The sequence below is a fragment of the Marinitoga lauensis genome, from assembly GCF_004135675.1.
Lineage (GTDB): Bacteria > Thermotogota > Thermotogae > Petrotogales > Petrotogaceae > Marinitoga > Marinitoga lauensis.
Map to the genome: position 1 here is coordinate 168,724 of NZ_QHLX01000002.1, position 23,281 is coordinate 192,004.

Below are 23,281 nucleotides of genomic sequence, written 5' to 3' on the forward strand. Positions count from 1 at the left end.
TCAAAGTGTTTACCTGTTTTATTAATATTATACCATAATTACCTTCGACTTAGTCGACAGCTTCGACAACTTTCGTCAACCTTTGACAATCTCCTCTTTGAGATAATTTTTTGGATTACTTTTAAATATTATTATGGTAATATGGAATTATATAAAATATTGTTATTAATAATCCTGTCATTCCCAGAAATATTAAATAATATCCACTATGAATTTTATCTATTATCCTTCCACCTATAGATATACCTATTATTGTAGCTATTTGCATTATTACCATTTTTAATGCTCCAATTCTTCCTCTTATTTCATTATCTATACTCATTTGAAATTTTGAATTTATTATTACATTGGATATTATAAATGATATATTAAACATAAATAATATTATCGAGATTATTAAAAATTTAATAATTTTATTCGGAAAACTCCAAAGTATTACTATTCCTAAGAATGCAATTGCAATATTCAAAATAATATTGGACAATTTGAAATATTTTGTTTTTTTATTATTTGTCATTATAAAGGTTATTAATGATGCTCCGGTTAAAGAACCTATTGTCATGAATGTTTCTGACAAACCCACATATGTCGATGAAAATCCTCCATCCCTTTTTATTATTACAGGTATAAATACTGCAAAAATTGGTATCATCCATGCAGAATAAAATATCATCATATTCAACAAATGTTTTAACTCCTTTTTAACTTTTAAATATTTTATTCCATTTTTTATTTCATTAAAAAAGGATATTTCTGATAATTTTTTCTTGTTTTCTATATTAATTTTATATTCAATATAAAATTCGCTTATGCCTGATAATATGAATGTTATACCATTAATAAATAGTAACATTTTAATTCCGAATATGCTATATAAAAACGCACCTATTGGAGGACCTGCTAGCGAAGAAATATTTGAAACAATCAAAAGATTTGAATTCGCTTTTTCAAGATATTGCTCTTCTACAATTTCTGGTAACATTGCATATGTTGAGGTATCAAATAATGTACTTATAATAGATTGTATAACTAAATACACAAACACCATCCATACACTTATAATATTACTGGCTATAAGATATGCCATAACTAAGCATAATATTCCACTGATAAAATCCATTTCAACCATTATTTTCTTTCTATTATAATTATCAGCTATAACCCCTAAAAAAGGTCTTATTAATATTTCAAAAACCATAATAAATATTGTTGCTAACCCTAGTATTGTTGCTGATTGTGTCATATCCAACAATAATAGCGGAAAGCCTATAACTTGAATTGTATCTCCTAAATCTGATATAAATCTTCCAAATATATATAATTTGAAGTTTTTATTCACATTTTTCACTTCCTTATTGTATATATTCCATTTTTATTTTATATCCTTTTTTCTTTTTTATATAACTTTTATGGAATACTACTTTTTTCAGATTATATTAATATCGTTGTGAATTTTATAACTTTATCAGTCGGTAAAATTTTAAATAAGTTTCAGTTAAATTACACGCAATTAAATGATATCATTTTTCATTACTTATTCACGATAATTTTATCAAAAATAAAAAAAAATAAATAATATTAATATAAAATTATGGTAAATTTCTCTTTTCCTAAATTAAATAAATTTACATCTTTACTATATCATATGATATATTTTATTGTTAATTTTTTAGTTAATAGGATTTCATTGATAAAAAACAACAATTATCTTTTTTTCGACTTAGTCGACAGCTTCGACAACTTTCGACAAAAATTTTACTGAATAAATTAATAATCCTGGTTATCAATGTTATGCACCGAAAAGATATATAAGTGGTAAGGATTAACAAAAATATATACTCCTCTTCCTGGATGGTAATAAAATAATAAAAAATTGATTGTTATTTTTTTGATTTTTCATATGAATAATCGACTGTATTCTAATAAGCTTTAATATTTATTTTCAGTAATTTTTGATGAAGGATTTTGGAATAAAAACCCTTTTGCAATTTTTACTGCAAAGTTTGACCGTGTATAATAATAGTATAAATATAATATAATTAAATATATATATATTAGCATTTAATTAAATATAATAGAATAATTTTTTCTGAGAAAGATAGTGAGTTTGACACTTATTTTCCCTTTAAAACTCTAAAATATAGAAACATTCTAAAAAACTGCTATTGTTAGCTTTTTATTAAATCAAAAAGTGTCAATACACTCTCTATATTTTATATTTTTCTTTAAATTCATCATAAGATGTTATTATTTTTGGTATTGGTATATTTAATACTTTTAATATATTCTGTCCTAATTTATTTAAATTTTCTTGCTACCGGATGTTGTTTTTTCTAATTCCATTTCTAATGTTCTTTGCATTATGTAAAATATAAAACTCCTTATTATATGTCCTTTTATCCTCATTACCAATCATTTTTTGCTTTGTTTTTCTTTATTTTTTCATTTTATACTTCTCAAACAATATTTCTACCGTTCCATTTCCTTAAATTTTACCTTTTTGCTGTTAAAGTTAAGAGCTTATTAGAATTTATGTTTTATTTTAGAATTTATGTTTTATTTAAATTTACATAATTTTTACATATTTTTATTTATTTTTTATTTTTTTTTAAATATTATTGAAATAATTCCCGGGAATTAAAAACTAACAACTACAGGGAGGTTAGAATATGATAACAAGATTAGACAATACTGGGAGAATTTCAAATCAAACTCAATCATCAAATGAAACAATAAGTAAAAAAACAATAGCTGATAATATTGCTGAAACATTGCAAAAAATACCTGAATCTACAAATTCTTGGGGTGATTTTGGTGCAGTTACTGCGGGTATTGGTGGAGATGGATTAGTTTTTACACCATTTAATAATTTAAAATGATAAATTTTTTTGATTGGATTTTTAGTAAAAATTTAAATTCTAAATTTTATTTAATTGATAAAAATAAAAATACATATAATTTAAACACGGTTAAAAATATATTTTTTCATTATTATCGGGTAAAATCTGCAGATGGGGAATATGCAATTCCCTATCTGTTTCATTCGTTCAAAAAAGAAAATAATATGCTTTGGTGTTCTTCTAAAAATAAAAATATAATATACAATAATCCTTTTAAAATTATTTTAAAATCTAAGGATGCAAAAATTTACCAAAATAAAATTGTTAAATACATAAACTTTGATATATATCTACATATATATTTTTATATGAATTTTAAATTAGAAAATTTTTCTATTTTGATTTTATTAAATGAAAATCATAATTTCAAACCTTTAATCGCTTATATTGACAGTACAAGTGATGTAGTAAATAATAATTTATTAAAATTTGGATATATATTTATTCCGTATAAATTATCAAGAAATACAGGAAATATAGAATTAAATATCTTCGTTAATGGAATACTTACAAAGAATTATAATTTAGATATTTTTACTGGTTCGTATTTCAAAAAATTTTATTATTTTCCTAACATTATAGACTATAAATTTTAGGAGGAATTAAAATGAATACTCAAGATTTAAACGTAGAATACAGAGAATTTTTAAAAATAAAAAAGAAAAAGAGAAAGGTATTATACACATTAATTTTTTTAACATTATTTCATATTTTTATATTTATATCTTCAATTCAGAATAGTAATTTAGGACATTCTATAAGAAATTTTTCCATGTATATCTTTGCTGGAATTTCTTTAATATCACTTTTTTCAAAAGAAATACGTTCATATTGGACTATAAATTTAAAGAAATTTCATGATAATTTTAAGGATCTCTCTTTAATCTTATTGATTGTAGCAACTCTATCAATTAAAATATTCACTAATTTATTTTTAAAAAAAACAACTAATTTTGATATTACGATATTTGTTTTTCTTTCACTTATCTCTTTTTTTATTTTGTTGTTTTACAAGAATTTTTAGCAAATTTATTTGAGAATAAATTTGTTAATTGTTTTGTTATCTCGTTTTTGTTTGCTTTGTTTTCTAATACTTTATTTACAGGAAATTATATTCCTTTCTATAATTATATGATAGGAGTTGTTTTCTCATTAAGTGAATATTTTTTTGTTGGCTATATTACTCATAAAACCAAAAATTTTTATATTCCAGTTATTTTAATGTTAATTTAAATAGTTGAAATAATAAATTAGAGGATGATTATATGAAAAAAATAATTTATGTTTTTTTAGTTGTTATTTTACTATCTTTGCTATTATTTTTAATATATCTAAAAGTAGATGTGAATATCAAAATCCAAAAAAATAATTTAATAAATGAAACTTATAAATATTTAGAAAAATATTATTATAAAGATTTAGATACAAATTCATTACTAACAAATCTTTTATCTGGATTAAACAACAAATATGTAGGATACTTAGAATCTGGAAATAAAAAGTATAATCATGAATATAGATTAGGGTTTTATTTTCATTATGATTATGAAAGGTTTGTATTTACTGTAGATTTTGTTATCAAAAATTCTGAAGCATATAAAAAGGGAATAAAACCTAATGATATGATCATTGAAATAGATAATAATAAAATAATAGATATTGGTCCATATAAAGCTGTAAAATTACTGGATAGTAAAGAAATTGTTGAGCTAACAATTGTTAGAAAAGAATTAGATACTCCCGAAAAATAATTTTAAATAAAAAATATAATACGATTCCAACTGTTGTATTCACAAAATTTAATTTTAATGAAGAAAACATAGGTTATATAAAAATAAATTATTTTGAACAAGGAAATACAGTAAAAGAAGTAAGAAATATATTACAGGAAATCACTTTAAAAAAGTAAAATATTTAATAATAGATTTAAGATATAATTTGGGCGGTGATTTTGATGAAGGAATAAAAGTATTATCGTATTTCACAGATAAAAAATATTAGGAAAAATCATTTATAAGAATCAAAGTAAAATAATATATAGAGAGTCAATACCTTTTTTTAATAACTTGAACAATATAAAAAGATTATTTTAGTAAATAAGTTTACTGCTTCAACTGCAGAATTTTTTACACAATTTTTTAAGGAAAATAAATTAGCTATTGTAATAGGAGAAAAAACATATGGCAAATCAGAATTAATAGGTTATTTTAATTTAGAAAATGGTGGAACTGTTTTTTTTCCTATTGGATATTTTGTTTCGGAAAAAGGTAAAAATATATCAAAAACAGGTATATATCCAGACATTTATGTTGATGATCCAGGTTTTGGAATATTTTTGGATTCTAAAAATTTAGAAAATGATAATGTAATAAAAATAGCTTTAGATTTTCTCTTTGAATATGAAAAAAATAAATAATATTTTAGAAATATTTTGTATATAAAATTACTTTGTCTACAAAAGAAATTTGAGGCAAACCGCCTCAAATTTCTATTTCCAATGAATAATCAATATATTTTACTTCTGTTGTTAATTTTCCCATTGATATTATATCTATATTCTCATCAACATATTCGAGATAATTTTCTTCATTAATTCCGCCTGAAACCTCTATAATTATATGTGGATATTTTTCTTTTAGTTTTCTGGCTGTTTCTTTAGCATTTTCAGATGAAAAATTATCAAGCATTATTATATCTACATTATTTTTTGCAGCTAAAAACGCATCTTCCTCATTTTCCACTTCAATTTCTATCTTTTTCGTAAATGATTTATATTTTTTTACTATGTTTATTGCATTTTCTATTCCACCATATAATGCTATGTGATTATCTTTTATCATTATTGATTCAGAAAGATTCCATCTATGCGTATCTCCACCTCCGTGTAGAACTGCTAATTTTTCAAGATTTCCAAGAGATGGAAAAACCTTTCTTGTTGCGGCAAGCTTTGTTTTTCCATTGATTTTATTAACCAAATTACTTGTTTTTGTCGATATTGCACTCATTAAAGATAATATATTAAGCATTATTCTTTCAACAATTAAAATATTATATGCGTTACCTGAAATTTTTCCTATTATTCCTTTATTTACATAATCTCCATCTTTGCTATAAAATTCGCTTTGAATGTTATATTCATTTAATAGTTTTTCTATTATTTCAATTCCAGAAATTATAACATTATCGTTTTTTAATATTATTTCACCTATTGTATTTTTATTTCTTAATTCATATGAAGCTATATCAAAAAAAGCATTATCTTTCTCTATCCAATCTTTTAATAATCTTATTTCATAATCAAACATTTTAAACCTCCATTAATTTAAACATGTTTATTATAGGAGTTTTTGCTTTTTTTAATATCTCTTCTGATAAAGTTATTTCATTTTCTTCATATAATAACGCTTCATATACATTTTTCAAATTATTCTTTTTCATATTATTACATATCCCCAATTCTTTCAAAGGATAGAACTTTTTATCTTTAAATGTTTTAGATAATTTATGAATCATTCCAATTTCTGTTCCTATTATAAATTCTTTTGCTTCATCTTTTTCTGGAAATTTCATCATTTGCCCGGTACTACCAATGTATTCACATAAATCTCGAACGTCTTTAGAAGATTCTGGATGCACTATTATTTTGGCATCTGGATATTTTTCTCTTGCCTTTTCTACATCTTTTACAGAAAATCTGTTATGAACATAACAATATCCTGTCTCTCCAGGAATTGGTATAATCTTTTTTCCTGTTTTTTCTGCAACATAAGAACCTAAATTTTTATCCGGTCCGAATAATATTATATCTGATTCTATTTTGCTTACAATTTCAACAGCATTTGCCGATGTACAGGTATAATCTGCTAATGCTTTACATTCTGCAGTACTATTAACATATAATACCACAGGTGCTTCAGGATATTTTTCCTTAAATGTTTTTATTATATCTGGAGTTAATGAATTTGCCATAGGACATGTTGAACCTTTTGTAGGAACAATAATTTTTTTGTTGGATTCAATATTTTTAATGTTTCAGCCATAAAATCCACACCAAGAAATAATATTTTATCGTTTTCTATTTCTGTTGCAAGTCTTGCTAATTGTAAAGAATCACCTGTTATATCAGCTAAATCCTGCAATTCTGGAATTACATAATTATGACCTAATATTGTGTATCCTTTTTCTTCTTTTAAGACTTTTATTTTTTCAATTAACTCCTTTCAATAGCGGTTTCTTTTATCATTTTCATCCTCCTATTTTAAAGTTTGTCTTTAAATTCTTCAATAAACCAACAATCGATAACGGTGCCAGATAACTGGTTTTTGGATTTTTTGAAGGATAATTTTCAAATTCAAATTTATAATTTCCAACTTTTGATTTTATTTCAACTATATGTATATTTCTCTCAACCTTTGGATCTGCAATTATTCTAACCCTAACTTTTTCAAAATTTCTTGCTGCCAGTGACAATGTAACTGCTACATTTACATTTTTAGGAAATCTTTCTATTGCTTCTATGGATGTTCCTTCAAAAATAATTTCTTCACTTAACAAATCTAATCCAAGACTTTTAGGTGGTTTCCTTGTTGTTAATATAATTTCATCTAATTTATCATATATCGCATTTATTAAATCTATTCCGCCAATAGCTCCAGAAACAACATATACTTTATTATTAGAACTATTTAATTTTTTCACAAAATTATATCTAAATATTTTGTCTGCAAAAGCACCTGTACTCAACACTATTAAATTTTTATTCATATCAATTATTTTCAAACCATATTCTTTTAAAGCCTCTACAGAAGCAACTTCTATTACATAATCAACATTTAAATATTTTAAATCTTTTATTTCTGCATATTCAACTTTATTAAAAAGTTCCTTTAATTTTTTCACCTGTTCTTTATTTTTATCAAAAACATATGCTTTTTCTATTACATCATCTATTTCTTCTAAAATTATTCTTGCTGAATTACCTGCTCCAAGAAAAAATATATTCATATTATCCCTCCACTTTACTATACTTTACTTTATTATACTCTTATAGTAAATATTAGTCAAGAAAATAATATAAACTACAAAATCACTTAACAAATTTTATTGCTATTTGAAATATTCCTCAACGAATAACTTAATTTATTGACATTTTTCAGATTTAGGTATATAATATATATGAATAAATATTCATATATGAAAGATGGTGGTTTTAATGAGTAAAGCAAAAAACAGTAACAAAGATAACATAGAAGTTTGTCAAACAATTGAAATACATGAAGAAATTATAGAAAAAGTTCATAAAAATACTCCTGATGAAGATACCTTAAACAAATTATCTGATTTGTTTAAGGTTATAGGAGATAAAACAAGAATGAAAATATTATATGTCTTAATGCAGGTAGAAGAAATGTGTGTATGCGATATATCTGTTGTTTTGGGGAAAACAACATCTGCAGTGTCACATCAATTAAGAGTATTAAGACAGGCTAATCTGGTAAAATATCGAAAAGAAGGAAAAGTTGTATATTATTCCTTAAATGATGAGCATGTAAAGGAACTTATTGAAGTGGGATATATTCATGCAACTGAAAAATAAACCTTTTTTGAAACCTTAAATAATTTTGTGTAAATGAAAAAAAGAACCCTCTTCTTGGTATGGTAAAATAAAACCAAGAAGGGGTTTTTAAAATGGCAAAGAGAAAAAAGCGGCTTGACTCCCGTAAGAGGAGTAAAAGATATATTAATAGCTTCAGTTGATGGATTAACAGGATTACAAAATACGTATACAACAGTTAATACAGCTGAAATACAATAACAAATAATACTAAAAACGTAAAAATTTAATAATGTTAAATCTTGCAGTAGAAATTGCAAAAGGGTTTTTATTCCAAAAAACACCATCAAAAATTACTAAAAATAACTATTTTTTATTTATTATTAACATTTAGTGCGCTCCAGATACTGGTAACTCATATGTTGGGAATGTGAGTTCATATCCAGTAATTCTCCCAATAATTCTTGGAATTTCAGTGTTATCATAAAAACCATTAAAGTTTTCTGCACCTTTTCCAAACGCATATACAGCAATAGGTGCTCCTGTGTGATCAAAAGTAGTCCATCCAATATGTGCCTTTTTACTAACAACTCTTCCAATTGCATTTGAAAATGCATAATAAGATCCAGCCTGTTCTTTTACTAGACGATCAAAATATTCCATATCTTCATCTGTTAATTCAATTCCATAATATTGTTTAACTAATTCTCTAACTTTATTTTTATCCTTATTAGCCTGTTTGGCTATAAAATCAGTATTTTTTGTAAATTGTCTTAACATTTCAACATCAAAGAAATATCCACCTGTAGAAAGTCCTAATCCACCAGTTTCATGATCAGCGGTTACAATTATTAAGGTATCTGGATTTTCTTTTAGAAAATCCATAGCTACATTAAATGCCCGTTCAAATTCGATAACTTCTTTCCATACACCAAATGGATCATTTCCATGAGCTTCCCAATCAATTTGAGAACCTTCAACCATTAAGAAGAATGGCTTTCCATCTTTTGATAATATTTCGAGAGCTTTTTTAGTCATTTCAGCTAACATTGGTTCCTTAACTCTATCTGAGGCAGCTGGAAGATGGCTTGAATTAAATAAACCAAGTACTTTATCTCCTTTATAATTCAATAATTCTTCTTTTGTTGTAATATAATCAAAACCTTTCTCTTCTGCAAGTTTAATTAAATCTTTTCCATCTTTTCTTTTGCCACCTGTTGCAACGAAATTTCTCCACCCCCACCAAATGCAACTGTAATAGGGCTGTTAACTAATTGTTCTGCAAGAGTATTCTCATCTTTTCTTGATTTCACATGACCATATACTGCACCTGGTGTAGCGTGGGTGATTCTAGAAGTAGAAATAATCCCTATTTTTACACCTTGTTTTGCAGCTATCTCTGCTATTGTCGGAACAATTGTTCCATCCGGTAACATACCTATCATTCCATTATTGGTTTTGAATCCTGAAAATAATGCTGTACCCGCAGCAGCTGAATCAGTAACATTACTATTTGCTGAGTAATTAGTTACAATTCCGATATTCTGAGTCCTCAAGAAGTTTAAAATTCTTCCTTCAATATAACTTGCCAGTAAAGCCTGATTAATACCCATTCCATCTCCTACCATATAGATGACGTTAGTAACTGCAAAACTAAATAAAGCTATCAACATAAATAAACCAAGTAATAACTTTTTCATAATCTTCCCCCCTATATAGGATTAGTAATTTTATTTTATCACAAAAAAAGCATAATATAAAACACGTAAATTGATTAGTTTTTTTAATATATATTTTGATATTCTTGATTATAAGTCAAAATATTCTAATTATGAAAATTTTTATATCTTTCATAAATAAAATAAATCAGAACAAAATTATTTTTCTGAAAAAGATAGTTTTTACTAATTTATTAGTACACGAGAAAATAATTTATATGAAAAATCAAAAAATAACAATCAATTCTTTTTATTAACCTTTTTTATCTAAAGCAAGTTTTTCTTCATTGTCAGCATATCTTTTCATTCTGGTTTCATAATTATAGATTCCTCGTTTGGATGGATATTTTTCTGCATAACCTCTTTCATACCATAATTTGTCTGCATATGGTTTCCATCCTTCTGCTAATTTATCCAATTCTGGTGCTAATTCTGTAATTGTTTTTTCACTTCCTGGATGTTGCGGTATTGCATTAAACTTTTTAACCATTGACCTGAATACTTTTGGATTATCTATAATTGGACATGGTCTGAATAAATTATTTGAATATGGTATTGTTCTCTTATATGCTTCAAAGAATGGTGATTTTAATATTTCTATTATTGATTTTTCTCTTATATTATCTACTGCAAATTGTTGGAATACACATGGTTCTGCATATCCTTTGGCATTAATATGTAAGTATTTTGAACCTGCTGCTAAACATCCATGAGTTAAGAATCCATGATTCCAGAAATCTGCTACAAATGCAAAGTCTCCACCTAATCTTTCTTTTTCTGTTACTTCAAATCTTTCATATCTTTGTTCTGGTGTTGGTACCAATTCCATTGTTGGATCCATTCCTACTGGCATAAATTGATATATCCATACATATGCAACATTATGCTCTTTTAAGAATGTCCAGAATTCATCACTCATTATTAAATCGTGATTCTTTCTTGTTGCCGTTACTGATGCTCCATATATTACTCCGTATTTTGTTAATAAATCCCATGCATTTAATACTTTTTTGAATACCCCTTTTCCTCTTCTCCAGTCGGTCATTTCTTCAAAACCTTCAACAGATATTGAAAGTGTTGCATTTCCTAATTCCGCTAATCTTTTTGCTTTTTCTTCTGTTATTAATGTACCGTTTGAATATATCATGAAATAAGAATCATTGAATTCTTCTAACATTTCGAATAAGTGTGGATATATGAATGGTTCTCCTCCTGTAATAACAAAGAAATATATTCCAAGTTCATTGAATTGTCTGATTATACTGAATAATTCATCTTTTGATAATTGATATTTGTGTCCATATAATCCTGCATAACATCCAACACATCTTAAGTTACATGCATATGTTGGACTGATAACTGCTAATTTTGGTAATACTACTTTATGTTCATGCATCTTTTCCTGTCTTACTTTTTCTCCTATTGCAAATTCATTGATAATCAAATTGTTTATAACCTTTTCTACAACTTTTGGATTGGATCTTTTAAATAAGTTTGACCAGTTAACAAGCATTGGATCTCTATTTTCTGCACCTTCTGCTAATTTTCTTAAACCACTTTTTGCTGGTTCTTTTGCTAAGTTGGAAAGTGTTCTCAAAAGTTTTGCTAAATCTTCTACTTCTGAATTTCTTACAACGTTGGTTACGAGTTTGGATGCTTGTTTTAACATCATTGTTTTCATGCTATCAAGGATTTTTTTATCTAAAATCCCCATAAAATCCCTCCAATCATGTCTTATTCAATAGTTTATTTAAATACAGCTTTATTTCCTTCCATTCATATTATTCATATTATTATTTGGAACATTTTGATTATAATTATTCATATTTCCAGGATAACCATATCCATTCATTGGATATCCATATCTGTTCATCATTTCATAATCATACGGATCAGGATAATAATCATACCATCCACCCATTCCATAACCATTCATCATGCCAGGATAACCATATCCACCCATCATTCCATAATTATTCATCATACCTCGATTATAATTTCTAAATTGATTATTCATATATCCATTGTTGTTTAATATAGTATATGCTTTATTATTAATATTAATTGTATTTACTATAATTTCTTTTATTTGTGTAAAATTGGATAAAACTATCCCATCAATAGTAACCATATCTTTCACATTGATTGGCAAATTACCATAATACATTAATAATGGCGATAACCTCAATATATAATATGTTCCTTTATCATCTATTGCTAGCGCTGAAAATGTATAATTGTCTAATTCTTCAATACTCAAACTTAATGAAATTTGAGCTGGTGTATTATTTACAATATTTTGATTAACATTACCTCCAAATGCAAATAAAGTTGATAAACTTAAAATTATTGATACTATTAAAAAAATCTTATTTTTCATATTTTCACACTCCTATTCTATTATTTTTTTCTTTCTTAAATATTCTTCTTCGGTAATTTCACCATTCACAAATTTTTCGTTTAATATTCTTAATGCTTCTTTTTTGGAATCTTCACTACTATTCTGAAAATCTCCTAATTTTTTTGCTGCATCTGGATTTTTCATAAAATACCAGATTACAAATATTATTATTAATAGAAATAAAAACATCATACCATTCACCTCACTTTTTACATCTTAAAGATTTGAAATAACTCTGGTTAAAGCATCTTCTATATTTTTTGCTATTTCATATACTTCTTCATTTTCTGCTGAACTCATTGCTACTGTTGGTTTTATCGCTGTTACTACTGTTTTTCCTTCTTTTTCATATACTATTACATTACAAGGTAAAAATACTCCTATATTTTCTTCAGCTAATATTGCTTTGTGTGCATTTTTTGGATTACATGCTCCCAATATTGCATACTTTTTAAACTCAATTCCAAGTTTTGCTTTAAATTTTTCATTTAAATCAATTCTCATTAAAATTCCAAAACCCTCTTTTTGTAATTCTTCATTCAGTCTTGATATTGCTTCTTCAAAATCATAATTTGTTTCTTTTAATATTCCATATTTCATTTTTCTCTCCTCCTTCATCCAATTATTTTTTTCTTTCTTAAATATTCTTCTTCGGTAATTTCGCCTTTTGCAAATTTTTCGTTTAATACTTTTAGAGCATCATAATTATTAATTTTTCCATACTCTCTCTTTTTTGCTTCATTATTATTTTTTATAGATTTAAAAACCAGGAAAATTACTCCAATAATTATTATCAGCATTATAAATGAAATAAAGTACCCTATCATTCCATATCCGCCACCCATAAATGGTCTAAAGCCATTCCAACCCCATTCGCACATGTAAACCCTCTCCCTTCTTAATTTGATTTTTCCAATAATATACCTGATGACGTAATTTCATTTCTCATAATAAAATTTACTGTTTTTAAAATTTTAAATATTTCTCTATGTTTTATCTCACAGAAAATATGATTTTCTTTTTTTATTTTTGTAATTATTCCTGCATCTTCTAATAATTTAATATGCTGAGAAATGCTTGATTGTGAAAGCTTTAATTCCTCTTTTATTTTAGATATATTGCATTTTCTTTTTTGAATGATTTCTATAATTCTTAATCTTATGGGACTTGATAAAGCTTTAAATATTTTTGAAGACAATATATATTTATCCATTCTCTCACTCTCCAGAAATTTAAAAAAACAAATTTTATTTCTTTTTTACTCTTAATATTCTTAATGTATTAAATACTGCTATTATAGTTATTCCAACATCTGCAAAAACTGCACCCCACATATCTGTTTTACCTAAAGCACCAAGAATAAGGAATAATATTTTTACACCCAATACAATTGTTATATTTTGCCATGTGATTTTTAATGTTTTTCTTGAAATTTTTATGGAATCTGTTATTTTAGATATATCATCATCCATAATGACTACATCGGCTGCTTCTATTGCTGCATCTGATCCAAGGCCACCCATTGCAATACCAACATCAGCTCTTGTTAAAACTGGTGCATCATTTATTCCATCGCCAACAAATGCTGTGGAAACTCCATCTTTAAATTTTTCAAAGAAATTAACCTTATCTCCAGGAAGTAATTCTGCATAATATTCATCAATACCAATTTCTTTTGCTACAGATTCTGCTACTTTTTTACTATCTCCAGTGAGCATTACTGTTTTCTTAACTCCTAATTTTTTAAGATTTTTTATAACTTCAGAAACTCCAGGTTTTATCTTATCTGATATTCCTATATATCCTGCAAATTTTCCATCAACTGCAACAAAAACTATTGTTCCACTGAAATTTATTTCTGGGGTTTTTATTTTAAATTTATTCATCAATTTTCTATTTCCTACTAATATTTCTTTACCTTTAATTTTTGATTTTATACCATGACCAGAAATTTCTTCATAATCTTCAATAGCATTTTTATCTATTTCTTTTCCAAATTTCTTCTTTATAGACTCAGCAATTGGATGATTTGAATGTTCTTCTGCATATGCTGCAATTTCAAGAATATTGTCCTCGCTAAAACCATTAAATGTTTTTATTTCAACGACCTCAAAAACACCTTCAGTTAATGTACCTGTTTTATCAAAAATTACAGTATCAAGATTTTTAAGACGTTCAAGATAATTTCCACCTTTTACGAGAACTCCTTGCTTGGATAATGCTCCAACTCCTGCAAAATAACCAAGAGGTATTGAAACCACAAGACCACATGGACATGAAATAACAAGGAAAATTAAAGCTCTATATAACCATTCATTAAATGGTGCTCCTGTAATTAATGGTGGTAATGTTGCTAAAGCTATTGCTAAAAATACGACAACTGGTGTATAATATTTAGCAAACTTAGTTATAAGTTTTTCTGTTTTAGCTTTTTTAGCTGCAGCATTTTCAACCATATCAAGTATTTTTGAAATTGTAGATTCTGCATATTCTTTTTCAACTTTTACAGTAATAAGTCCATTAAGATTTATAAATCCACTCATAACTTCATCATTTTCTTTTATACTTCTCGGAACAGATTCACCTGTTAAAGCGGAAGTATCAACCATTGAATTTCCTTTAATAACAATACCATCTAATGGAACTCTTTCACCAGGTTTTACAACTATAAGATCACCTTTTTTAACTTCTTCTGGTGATACTTTTATTTCTTTACCATCTTTCAAAAGGTTTGCATAATCCGGTCTTATATCAAGTAATGCTTTTATAGATTTTTTAGAATTATCAACGGCCATATCCTGTAACAATTCACCTATTTCAAAAAACACCATAACTCCAACTGCTTCAGGAAATTCTCCAATTGAAAATGCACCTATTGTTGCAACACTCATCAAAAAGTTTTCATCAAAAATATTTCCTCTTATAATATTCTTAAATGATCTTATTAATACTTTCCCACCAGAAATTAAATAGGCTATAACATATAATGAGATTTGAAGCCAGAATGGCTCTTTTACAAATAAAGCTGTGATAAATACGCCAAGCGCTGAAATTAACCTGATAATTTCTAACTTTCTATTAAATTCTCCTTCTTCCTCTTCTTCATTTTTACCTTTTTTCCCATTTTTATTTTTTTCATATACTTCCACTTCTGGTTCGATTTTTTTTACAAGCTTTTTTATTTCTTCTATTTTTTCTTCATCTTCAACTTTTATAGATAAAGTTTTAGTTATAAAATTAAGTTCTACACCATCAACATTCTCTAAATTCTTTACTGATTCTTCTATTTTTGCTGCACAACTTGCACAATCTAACCCATCAAGTACAAGCTCTTTCTTTTCCATTATGAACCCTCCTTTTCATTAAAACGTTTGAATAGTTATTCAAATGTTGTTTATTTTAAAAGGGAAGACTTACTTCCCATTTACTTTTTCATAAACTATTTCAAGAATATTTTTTATATATTTTTCATTCAAAGAATAATATACAACTTTCCCTTCTTTTCGATATTTTACCAGATCAGCCTGTCTTAATACTCTTAATTGATGTGAAACTGCTGAACCACTTTTATTAAGCACAGAAGAAATATCACAGACACACATTTCATTAACCTCAAACAAAGAATATAACAATTTTATTCTTGTTCTATCTCCTATAATTTTAAAGAAATCAGCTATTTTATTTAATTCATTGCTTTTTGATTTAATTACATTAGCTTTTTCTATTATTTCATTATGTGTTTCTGTTACTTCACATATATCAATATCTTTTTCCTTTATGTCAATCATATTATCCATCTCCATTTTTACTTAGAATAATTTTTAAAATTCATAATCCTTAAAAATTCCTAAACTTTTACTCTGTAAATTTAATTCAAATCTTAATTGGGTATTATATTTTTCAGCTGTATTATATGCATCAAACACTTCCATAATTTTATGATAGCAAAACCTACCATATATGCCTGTATCTTTTTATCATTCATAGCAGCTTTATAAGCTATATTATAAAACACTTTATAATCATTGTTCCACCATTTTTGATCATAATCATGATTATCATAATTTTTATTAATCATTTCTTCATTATCTTGATAATAATTATTATATATTTCATAACCTGCTGCTGCTAAAAAAGCTATTTCTGTTGTAGCAAATAATAATCCTCTTCCCCAATTTCCTGCATATGCATGTCCTGCCGATGGTATAACTAAACCTAAAAATGCAGCAACTCCTGGTTTTTTCTTATTTTTTTCATAAAAAAGAACTTTATCAGATGAAATTTTATTGTTACCTAAATAATCTATATTTTTTGAATTCTCTGTTTCAATGAAAGCAATATCCTTTTGTTTTATTGTAGCAGGAGACCCAGATTTTAATTTTATAACTACTTCTTCTTCATTAACCTTTACAACAGTACCTTCCATAATTACACCGCTTTTTAAATAAATTTTGTCCGAAAATGCCATCAAAGATAAAATTAATATCATCAGCATAACAAAACTCTTTTTCATAACAATTAACACCTCCATAAGTATTTATTTTTATTTGATTGTTTGATTAATTGAATAATTGTTCAATTGTATTATAACAAAAAAAGAATATAATGTCAACCCTTTAAGTTTTTTCAGAAAAATAATTTTTACATAATTTACATTTTAAAGGAAAAAGACAATGTTATAATATATTTGAATATTTATTCAAATATAAAAAAGAGGAGGTTTTTTTTAAGATGAAATATCATTTAATAGTAATATTTTTGTTCGCTTTATTTTTTACACAAATTTTTTCACAACTTTTTCAAATTCCCGTTGAAAATACATATATAACTTCTTCATTTGGAGAATACAGAGATACCGGGGATAAACCTCATTTTCATACAGGAATAGATTTTTCTTCTTTTTCAAAAGAAGGTCTTCCTGTAAAATCTATTGAAAATGGTTATGTTTATAAAATATGGTTAAATGAACCAATATATGGAAATACAATTTTTATATATCATCCTTCTATAAATAAAATTAGTGTTTACGCACACTTGAGTTCATTTAATAATATAGTTAAAACAATCGCCGCATCTGTAAAAAATGAATTTGGAAATAGTTTTGCTGAAATAATTTTTCCAGAAAAAGAAGTTTTGGTTGAAAAAAAGAAATTATTGGTTATTCTGGGAAGAGTGGAGAAGCACAGGTGCCCAATATACATTTTGAAATAAGAGAAATAATAAAATCTGGAGATAATGAAACCGAAATAATAAAAGATGCTCTTGAATATGTAAATTATACAGAATTAAGAACAAAAGAATTAATAATTTCAAAAATTAGAATAAACAATAATATTTATAATTTATCAGAAAATAATTTAATGGAAATCCCTTTTTATACTTTACCTAAAATAGAAATCAATGTTTCTGAAAAATTAGGGAAAAATACTAAAATAATACCAAAAAAAATATCTTTAAAAATAAATAACGAAGTTGTATACAAAATTGAATTTGATGAAATACGAGAAGATGAAATGTATTCTCCTGATAGTATTTTTGGATATGGATCTAACTTATATAATTATTGGATTAAGTTATATTCCACATCAAAAATAACTCCGATAAAAATAAATAGATGGAATGAAATCTTTTCCTCTTTAAAAGAAAGAAATTATGCTGAAATTATTATTGAAGATATCTGGAATAATACTAAAATTTATAAATTTATTCTAATTAAAAACACTAAATAAAATATAGCTGGTTTCCCAGCTATATTTTATTTAATAATTCTTCAACTGTTTCTTCTGCAATTATTTCTTCATCTTTTTTCACAAAAACTTTTGAATGACATATATTGCACTCATCAAGACAGTTTGCTACAAAGTATTCAATATCATTATTTTCCAGATATTCTATAATTTTTTCTACTCCCTTATTATTTTTACACAGTTGAATCATTTTCATACCTCCTGTTTTTATTATATGAAATTTATCAACTTTTTAATTTTAATAATTTAGCATTTATTGCAACTATAACTGTACTTAAAGACATAAAAACTGCTCCAACTGCTGGACTCAAGAGTATTCCCCATTTATACAGAGCACCTGCTGCAAGAGGTATTGCTATAGCATTATACCCTGTTGCCCATAATAGATTTTCAATCATTTTTTTATATGTATTTTGAGCCAGACCAATTATCGCAACAACATCTCTTGGATCGCTTCTAACGAGAATTATGTCTGCTGATTCAACTGCTACATCTGTTCCTGCTCCAATTGCTATACCAACATCTGCCTGAACTAATGCTGGAGCATCATTTACACCATCACCTGTCATGGCTACAATTAAATTACGGGATTGAATTTCTTTTATTTTTTGTGATTTTTCATGAGGTAAAACCTCCGCAAAATATTCATCAAGGTTTAATTCATCAGCAACCCATTTTGCTACCTGTTTATTATCTCCCGTTAACATCATACATTTTATTCCCATTTCTTTTAACTTAGCTATCGCTTCTTTTGATTCTGGTCTTATAATATCTGCTAATCCAATTGCACCTTTTAATTCGGAATTTATTAATAAATACACTACAGTTTTTCCAGCTGATAGCATTTTATTTATATTTTCATTTTCTACTTTTATATTTTTTTCTCTTAAATATCCAGGACTAACAACCATTATATGTTTTCCCTCTACTTTTCCTTCAGCACCTTTTCCAGGAATGGCTTTAAAACTTTCAACATTCATAGGATTTTTTGCAGATTTTGCAATTGCTTTTGCAATTGGATGTTCTGAATGCATTTCAACTGAAGCTGCATAATTTAAAATTTCATCTTCTGTTATATCTTCTGAAAGTTTTACTACATCAGTTACACCAAATTTTCCCATCGTTAATGTTCCTGTTTTATCAAATACAATAGCCTGAATATTTCTTGCTCTTTCAAAGGCTACTCTATCCCTGATAAGAAGACCATTCTTTGCTGAAATTGCTGTTGAAACAGCAACAACCAATGGAACAGCCAATCCAAGAGCATGAGGACATGTTATTACCATAACAGTAACAGTTCTTTCAAGAGCAAAAACAAAACTTTTATTCATTATCAATGTCCAGATAAAAAATGTTACTGCACCGCCTGTTAAGGCTATAAACGTTAACCATACTGCTGCTCGATTTGCAAGATCCTGTGTTTTAGATTTGCTTTCCTGTGCTTCTTTTACAAGCTCAATTACCTGTGAAAGATATGAATCTTTTCCGGTATTTTTTACTTTAATCTTTAAAGAACCTTCACCATTTATTGAACCGCCAATAACAAGATCATTTTTTTTCTTTGATACTGGCTTACTTTCTCCCGTTAACATTGATTCATTTACTGAACTTTCTCCTTCTATTATAATACCATCTGCAGGAACTTTTTCACCTGGTTTTACTATAACAATATCTCCTGTTTTTAATTCTTCAAGTGGTATATCAATTATTTCTCCATCTGGCATAAGCTTATGTGCATCTGATGGCATTAATTTTGCAAGTTCTTCCAAAGCACGAGAAGCACCCATTACCGATCTCATTTCAATCCAATGACCAAGCAACATAATATCAATTAAAGTAGCAAGTTCCAGAAAAATATTCCACCTTCTAAACCAAAAACAACCACACTGCTATATACATATGCTGTACTTATTGCAACAGCAATCAATGTCATCATTCCTGGTTTTTTACTCTTTACTTCATCATAAAATCCTTTTAAAAATGGATATCCACCATAAAAATAAATAAATGTTGAAATAGCAAAAAGAACATATAAATCTCCTGGAAATGTTAATAATTTCTCAACCCAAGCAATTTTTGAACCAATGGTGATAAGACCAAAACTGGTATGGTGAAAATTAACGAAATCCAAAAACGTTTTTTAAAATCTTTAACCATATGAGCATGATGGTCATGATGATTATGATGTTCATGTCCATGATCATGGTGTTCGTGTTCATGTTCTTGATGTCCATGATGTTCATGATGTTCATGGGCTGAATGATTTCCATTTTTTGGTTGTTCATCTTTCATATGATGACTATGATCCATCTTTCCTTCATTCTTTTCCATTTTCCTCCCCCTTCAATTGTTGAATTAAAATTTTTTATTTATTCTTCTATAATTTATTATACTATAAAATTTAAAAATAATGAAATCATTATTTCATTAATAAAATATTATTTTTAGATAGATTAAAAATCTGAATAAAAATAGGCAATATAGTAAGAGATATTATTAAGCAAAATAATATTCCAAAAAATAATAAAAATCCCATTTGTGAAACTAATGGATCTTTTACAAAATATAATGAACCAAAACCCAGCATACTGGTTATTGAAGTAATAATTACTGCTTTACCGGATTGTTTTAATGTTTCAATTATGCTCCTACTTTCAATATAACTGTGCATCATATGTATTCCATCATCTATACCTATACCAATAATCAGTGGAATTACAACAATATTTGCTATATTAAATTTTATACCAAAAAACATCATAAAATTAAAAAGCCATAATGTTCCAAAAAGAACAGGTGTCAGCGTTAAAAGAGTAATATTTATTTTTCTAAAATAGAATAAAACAATTAAAAAAACTAAAGCTAAAACAATAATAGAACTCCTTACCAAATCATCTCTAATATAATCAATAAGCTTTATCCAGACAAAAGTTGTCCCCGTTGAATTTTTTTCAATATTTCTAAGTATATTAACTATTTTTTTCATATTTTCCTCATCCCATGCTCCTTTTTTTATAAAAACAAAGGTTGCTATATTTTTATCTGCATCAAGATTTTTTGATTTTATATATTCTGGAATGTTATTAATAGTAATTTCTCCATTTATTGAAGCATTTTCCATACTTTTTATTAGGAAATAAAAAGTATTTTTAATTTCCCTTTGAAGTTTTTCTTTCTCAGTATCATTTAAAGAATTTAACTTTTCAACCATTTTTTTAACTTCAGTATAAATTGTTTTTTCATTAAAGTTTTTATTTTTAATTTGAAATAAAATTAAATTTGTTACTAAATTTAAAGGTACATTAGTAACCTTGGGTTTTTCTTCTATTAAATATCTATTATATAAATTTTTTAATATTGATATTTTTTCAGATTGATTTTCTGGTATTAAATACACTAATGAATCAACTTCAAAAGATTCTTTTTCATTTTTTAATTTTTCATATATTCTTTTACTCTTTTCAAGAGAATCTGAAACTAAAATATTATATTCAAAAGTAGTATTAAAATCTTTTTTAATGAATTTTCTATTTTTACCGAAGGTAAATCAGGAAGTAAATCAAAAGCATTATAATTAAATTCTATTTTGTTTCTGAATATATAAGGTATTAAAGTAATTAAAAATACGACTAATATTATAACATATTTATTCTTTGTAAGTATTTTCATATAAATTTCACTCAAAGTACTATTTTTACTTTGAGTATCTGATTTTATTTTTAAATAAGATAATATAGAAGGTAGAATAAATATAATTGATATTAAAGACATCAATATTCCTGTACCTGCAACAAATCCTAATTCATATAACCCTTTAAATTTTGATAGCATTAATGCATAAAAAGATGATGCTGTTGTAATTGCTCCTACAAAAATTCCAGATAACGTATGATTAAAAACCTTTTCAAGAGCTGTATATGAGTCATTTCCTTTGTTTATTTCATAATAAAATTTTGTTAAAAAGTGTAGCGAATAGTCAACTCCCAGACCTAATAATAAGATAGAAAAAATACTTGTAACTATATTTAATCTACCGATTATCAGGTAATTTATTCCAAGTGTCCATATTATTGCTATAATTACAGGCATTACAATATATATTGATGATGAAAATTTTTTATATGACAAAGTGAATAAAACTATTAATAATAACAATACTATTATAGAAATTATTGTTATTTTTGAGTTTAAATTTTGTTGTTGTTCTGCCATAATCACTGGCATTCCAGTAATTCCAATATTCAAAGTGGAGTATTTTTTTGTTATCGGATATATATCTTTTTTTACTTTTGAAACCATTTTTTCAAAAAAAAGCATATCATGATTCGCATTTGTTGGTCTTAAAAAAATAAGCAATGTTGTTTTTGACTCATTATAATAATATTTCATATCAAGTATTTTTAAAATATTATTCCTATTTTTTTTAATTAAATTATTAATAATACTTATCTCTTCTTCTTTTATATCTTTCTTTGTACTTAAATATAATAATAATTTTGAAAGATTATTTTTTTCCTGAGTTAACTTTAATAAATCCATATTATTCTTCAATAAATATATTATTTCTTCAAATGAATCTTTATCAAGATATAATAAGATATTTTCTTTAATAAAATCTACTGGATATTTATAATCAACATATTTCACATATTCTTTTAGATTTTTCATTTCATTAGCTATTTCTTCTGCGGCATTTTCCATTTTATTATTATTTTTACCTTTTATATAAATAATCATATTATCAAAACCGCCAAATTTCTTTGAAATTTCATTAAATTTTATTATTTCTGAATCCTTGTCTGGTAATAAAGTATATGTCCCCATATCAATGGTTGTTTTTGCAGCAAATATACCAAAAAATATTGTAAAAATTACTGAAAATACTATAATCCAAAATCTATATTTTATAATGAATATATATAAATTTTTATTAAACATAAAATATCCCCTTTAATTCAAAT

The 23,281-nt window shown here is 25.8% G+C and carries 24 protein-coding genes and 4 pseudogenes; 9 read left to right on the plus strand and 19 right to left on the minus strand.

Translation table 11 applies throughout. The annotated features are described in order from the left end of the window. Positions 1 to 121: 121 nt before the first annotated feature. Both DJ007_RS03790 and DJ007_RS20735 read right to left on the minus strand, forming a co-directional pair. Positions 122 to 1,339 (minus strand): MFS transporter, encoded by a 1,218-nt coding sequence (locus DJ007_RS03790; RefSeq protein WP_165973990.1) that lies wholly within the window; start codon positions 1,337 to 1,339, stop codon positions 122 to 124. Between the two features lie 867 nt (positions 1,340 to 2,206). Beyond that, positions 2,207 to 2,403 (minus strand): annotated as a pseudogene (locus tag DJ007_RS20735) (IS1634 family transposase); the annotation flags it as partial. A 266-nt stretch (positions 2,404 to 2,669) separates the two neighbouring features. Here DJ007_RS20735 and DJ007_RS03795 point away from each other — a divergent pair. From DJ007_RS03795 to DJ007_RS19890, 6 genes are all read left to right on the plus strand, one after another. Further along, positions 2,670 to 2,879, plus strand: coding sequence for a hypothetical protein (locus DJ007_RS03795; protein WP_129408402.1), 210 nt, complete (start codon positions 2,670 to 2,672; stop codon positions 2,877 to 2,879). Then, positions 2,876 to 3,496: a hypothetical protein gene (locus tag DJ007_RS03800; protein ID WP_129408403.1), complete on the plus strand. Its 621-nt coding sequence runs from the start codon at positions 2,876 to 2,878 to the stop codon at positions 3,494 to 3,496. Before DJ007_RS03795 ends, DJ007_RS03800 begins: the two co-directional genes overlap by 4 nt. A gap of 11 nt (positions 3,497 to 3,507) precedes the next feature. Continuing rightward, entirely contained in the window at positions 3,508 to 3,924 is a 417-nt protein-coding gene (locus tag DJ007_RS03805; RefSeq protein ID WP_129408404.1) for a hypothetical protein, read from the plus strand. A gap of 241 nt (positions 3,925 to 4,165) precedes the next feature. Beyond that, the gene (locus tag DJ007_RS03810) at positions 4,166 to 4,651 is read left to right on the plus strand and encodes a PDZ domain-containing protein (protein WP_129408405.1); all 486 of its coding nucleotides are present in this window, start codon (positions 4,166 to 4,168) and stop codon (positions 4,649 to 4,651) included. A gap of 130 nt (positions 4,652 to 4,781) precedes the next feature. After that, entirely contained in the window at positions 4,782 to 4,901 is a 120-nt protein-coding gene (locus DJ007_RS19885; protein ID WP_129408607.1) for a S41 family peptidase, read from the plus strand. A gap of 85 nt (positions 4,902 to 4,986) precedes the next feature. Beyond that, positions 4,987 to 5,316, plus strand: a complete 330-nt coding sequence (locus DJ007_RS19890; RefSeq protein ID WP_368359440.1) for a S41 family peptidase — start codon at positions 4,987 to 4,989, stop codon at positions 5,314 to 5,316. Between the two features lie 64 nt (positions 5,317 to 5,380). Here the strand turns inward: DJ007_RS19890 and nadC are convergent, their stop codons facing one another. From nadC to nadX, 3 genes and pseudogenes are all read right to left on the minus strand, one after another. Further along, positions 5,381 to 6,205: a carboxylating nicotinate-nucleotide diphosphorylase gene (nadC, locus tag DJ007_RS03825; protein ID WP_129408406.1), complete on the minus strand. Its 825-nt coding sequence runs from the start codon at positions 6,203 to 6,205 to the stop codon at positions 5,381 to 5,383. 1 nt (position 6,206) lies between these two features. Further along, positions 6,207 to 7,111, minus strand: a pseudogene (nadA, locus tag DJ007_RS03830) (quinolinate synthase NadA). A gap of 34 nt (positions 7,112 to 7,145) precedes the next feature. Beyond that, complete coding sequence (gene nadX / locus DJ007_RS03835; RefSeq protein ID WP_129408407.1) at positions 7,146 to 7,904, minus strand: aspartate dehydrogenase; 759 nt, start codon at positions 7,902 to 7,904, stop codon at positions 7,146 to 7,148. Positions 7,905 to 8,112: 208 nt separating this feature from the next. On the opposite strand from nadX, the gene DJ007_RS03840 reads away from it, so the two are divergent. Further along, positions 8,113 to 8,496 carry an ArsR/SmtB family transcription factor gene (locus DJ007_RS03840; protein ID WP_129408408.1) on the plus strand — a complete coding sequence of 128 codons (384 nt, stop codon included), beginning with the start codon at positions 8,113 to 8,115 and terminating at the stop codon, positions 8,494 to 8,496. Positions 8,497 to 8,844: 348 nt separating this feature from the next. On the opposite strand, the pseudogene DJ007_RS19895 reads toward DJ007_RS03840, so the two are convergent. The 10 genes and pseudogenes from DJ007_RS19895 to DJ007_RS03890 form a co-directional block, all read right to left on the minus strand. After that, a pseudogene (locus DJ007_RS19895) lies at positions 8,845 to 10,154 on the minus strand (alkaline phosphatase). Positions 10,155 to 10,425: 271 nt separating this feature from the next. Further along, positions 10,426 to 11,886 carry a radical SAM/SPASM domain-containing protein gene (locus tag DJ007_RS03850; protein WP_129408409.1) on the minus strand — a complete coding sequence of 487 codons (1,461 nt, stop codon included), beginning with the start codon at positions 11,884 to 11,886 and terminating at the stop codon, positions 10,426 to 10,428. A 48-nt stretch (positions 11,887 to 11,934) separates the two neighbouring features. Then, positions 11,935 to 12,552: a hypothetical protein gene (locus DJ007_RS03855; RefSeq protein ID WP_129408410.1), complete on the minus strand. Its 618-nt coding sequence runs from the start codon at positions 12,550 to 12,552 to the stop codon at positions 11,935 to 11,937. Positions 12,553 to 12,564: 12 nt separating this feature from the next. Next, positions 12,565 to 12,765 (minus strand): SHOCT domain-containing protein, encoded by a 201-nt coding sequence (locus tag DJ007_RS03860; protein ID WP_129408411.1) that lies wholly within the window; start codon positions 12,763 to 12,765, stop codon positions 12,565 to 12,567. Positions 12,766 to 12,789: 24 nt separating this feature from the next. Then, the gene (locus DJ007_RS03865) at positions 12,790 to 13,173 is read right to left on the minus strand and encodes a DUF302 domain-containing protein (RefSeq protein ID WP_129408412.1); all 384 of its coding nucleotides are present in this window, start codon (positions 13,171 to 13,173) and stop codon (positions 12,790 to 12,792) included. Between the two features lie 14 nt (positions 13,174 to 13,187). Continuing rightward, positions 13,188 to 13,454, minus strand: coding sequence for an SHOCT domain-containing protein (locus DJ007_RS03870; protein ID WP_129408413.1), 267 nt, complete (start codon positions 13,452 to 13,454; stop codon positions 13,188 to 13,190). A 17-nt stretch (positions 13,455 to 13,471) separates the two neighbouring features. Beyond that, the gene (locus DJ007_RS03875; RefSeq protein WP_129408414.1) at positions 13,472 to 13,786 is read right to left on the minus strand and encodes an ArsR/SmtB family transcription factor; all 315 of its coding nucleotides are present in this window, start codon (positions 13,784 to 13,786) and stop codon (positions 13,472 to 13,474) included. Positions 13,787 to 13,820: 34 nt separating this feature from the next. Next, positions 13,821 to 15,917 carry a heavy metal translocating P-type ATPase gene (locus tag DJ007_RS03880; RefSeq protein ID WP_129408415.1) on the minus strand — a complete coding sequence of 699 codons (2,097 nt, stop codon included), beginning with the start codon at positions 15,915 to 15,917 and terminating at the stop codon, positions 13,821 to 13,823. Between the two features lie 69 nt (positions 15,918 to 15,986). After that, entirely contained in the window at positions 15,987 to 16,361 is a 375-nt protein-coding gene (locus tag DJ007_RS03885) for an ArsR/SmtB family transcription factor (protein ID WP_129408416.1), read from the minus strand. 92 nt (positions 16,362 to 16,453) lie between these two features. Next, on the minus strand, positions 16,454 to 17,086 hold the full coding sequence (locus DJ007_RS03890) for a hypothetical protein (RefSeq protein WP_129408417.1): 633 nt from the start codon (positions 17,084 to 17,086) through the stop codon (positions 16,454 to 16,456). A 218-nt stretch (positions 17,087 to 17,304) separates the two neighbouring features. Between DJ007_RS03890 and DJ007_RS03895 the strand changes: the two genes are divergently transcribed. Beyond that, positions 17,305 to 17,784, plus strand: coding sequence for a M23 family metallopeptidase (locus DJ007_RS03895; RefSeq protein WP_129408418.1), 480 nt, complete (start codon positions 17,305 to 17,307; stop codon positions 17,782 to 17,784). Beyond that, positions 17,760 to 18,302, plus strand: coding sequence for a hypothetical protein (locus DJ007_RS03900; RefSeq protein WP_129408419.1), 543 nt, complete (start codon positions 17,760 to 17,762; stop codon positions 18,300 to 18,302). Before DJ007_RS03895 ends, DJ007_RS03900 begins: the two co-directional genes overlap by 25 nt. A gap of 19 nt (positions 18,303 to 18,321) precedes the next feature. Here the strand turns inward: DJ007_RS03900 and DJ007_RS03905 are convergent, their stop codons facing one another. The 4 genes and pseudogenes from DJ007_RS03905 to DJ007_RS03920 all read right to left on the minus strand — a co-directional run bounded on the left by DJ007_RS03905 (position 18,322) and on the right by DJ007_RS03920 (position 23,258). Further along, positions 18,322 to 18,510 (minus strand): YuzB family protein, encoded by a 189-nt coding sequence (locus DJ007_RS03905; RefSeq protein WP_165973991.1) that lies wholly within the window; start codon positions 18,508 to 18,510, stop codon positions 18,322 to 18,324. A gap of 34 nt (positions 18,511 to 18,544) precedes the next feature. After that, positions 18,545 to 20,612: pseudogene (locus tag DJ007_RS03910) on the minus strand (heavy metal translocating P-type ATPase). Positions 20,613 to 20,739: 127 nt separating this feature from the next. After that, the gene (locus tag DJ007_RS03915) at positions 20,740 to 21,717 is read right to left on the minus strand and encodes an MMPL family transporter (RefSeq protein ID WP_129408421.1); all 978 of its coding nucleotides are present in this window, start codon (positions 21,715 to 21,717) and stop codon (positions 20,740 to 20,742) included. Between the two features lie 80 nt (positions 21,718 to 21,797). Next, positions 21,798 to 23,258: an MMPL family transporter gene (locus DJ007_RS03920; RefSeq protein ID WP_129408422.1), complete on the minus strand. Its 1,461-nt coding sequence runs from the start codon at positions 23,256 to 23,258 to the stop codon at positions 21,798 to 21,800. Between the last annotated feature and the right edge of the window lie 23 nt (positions 23,259 to 23,281).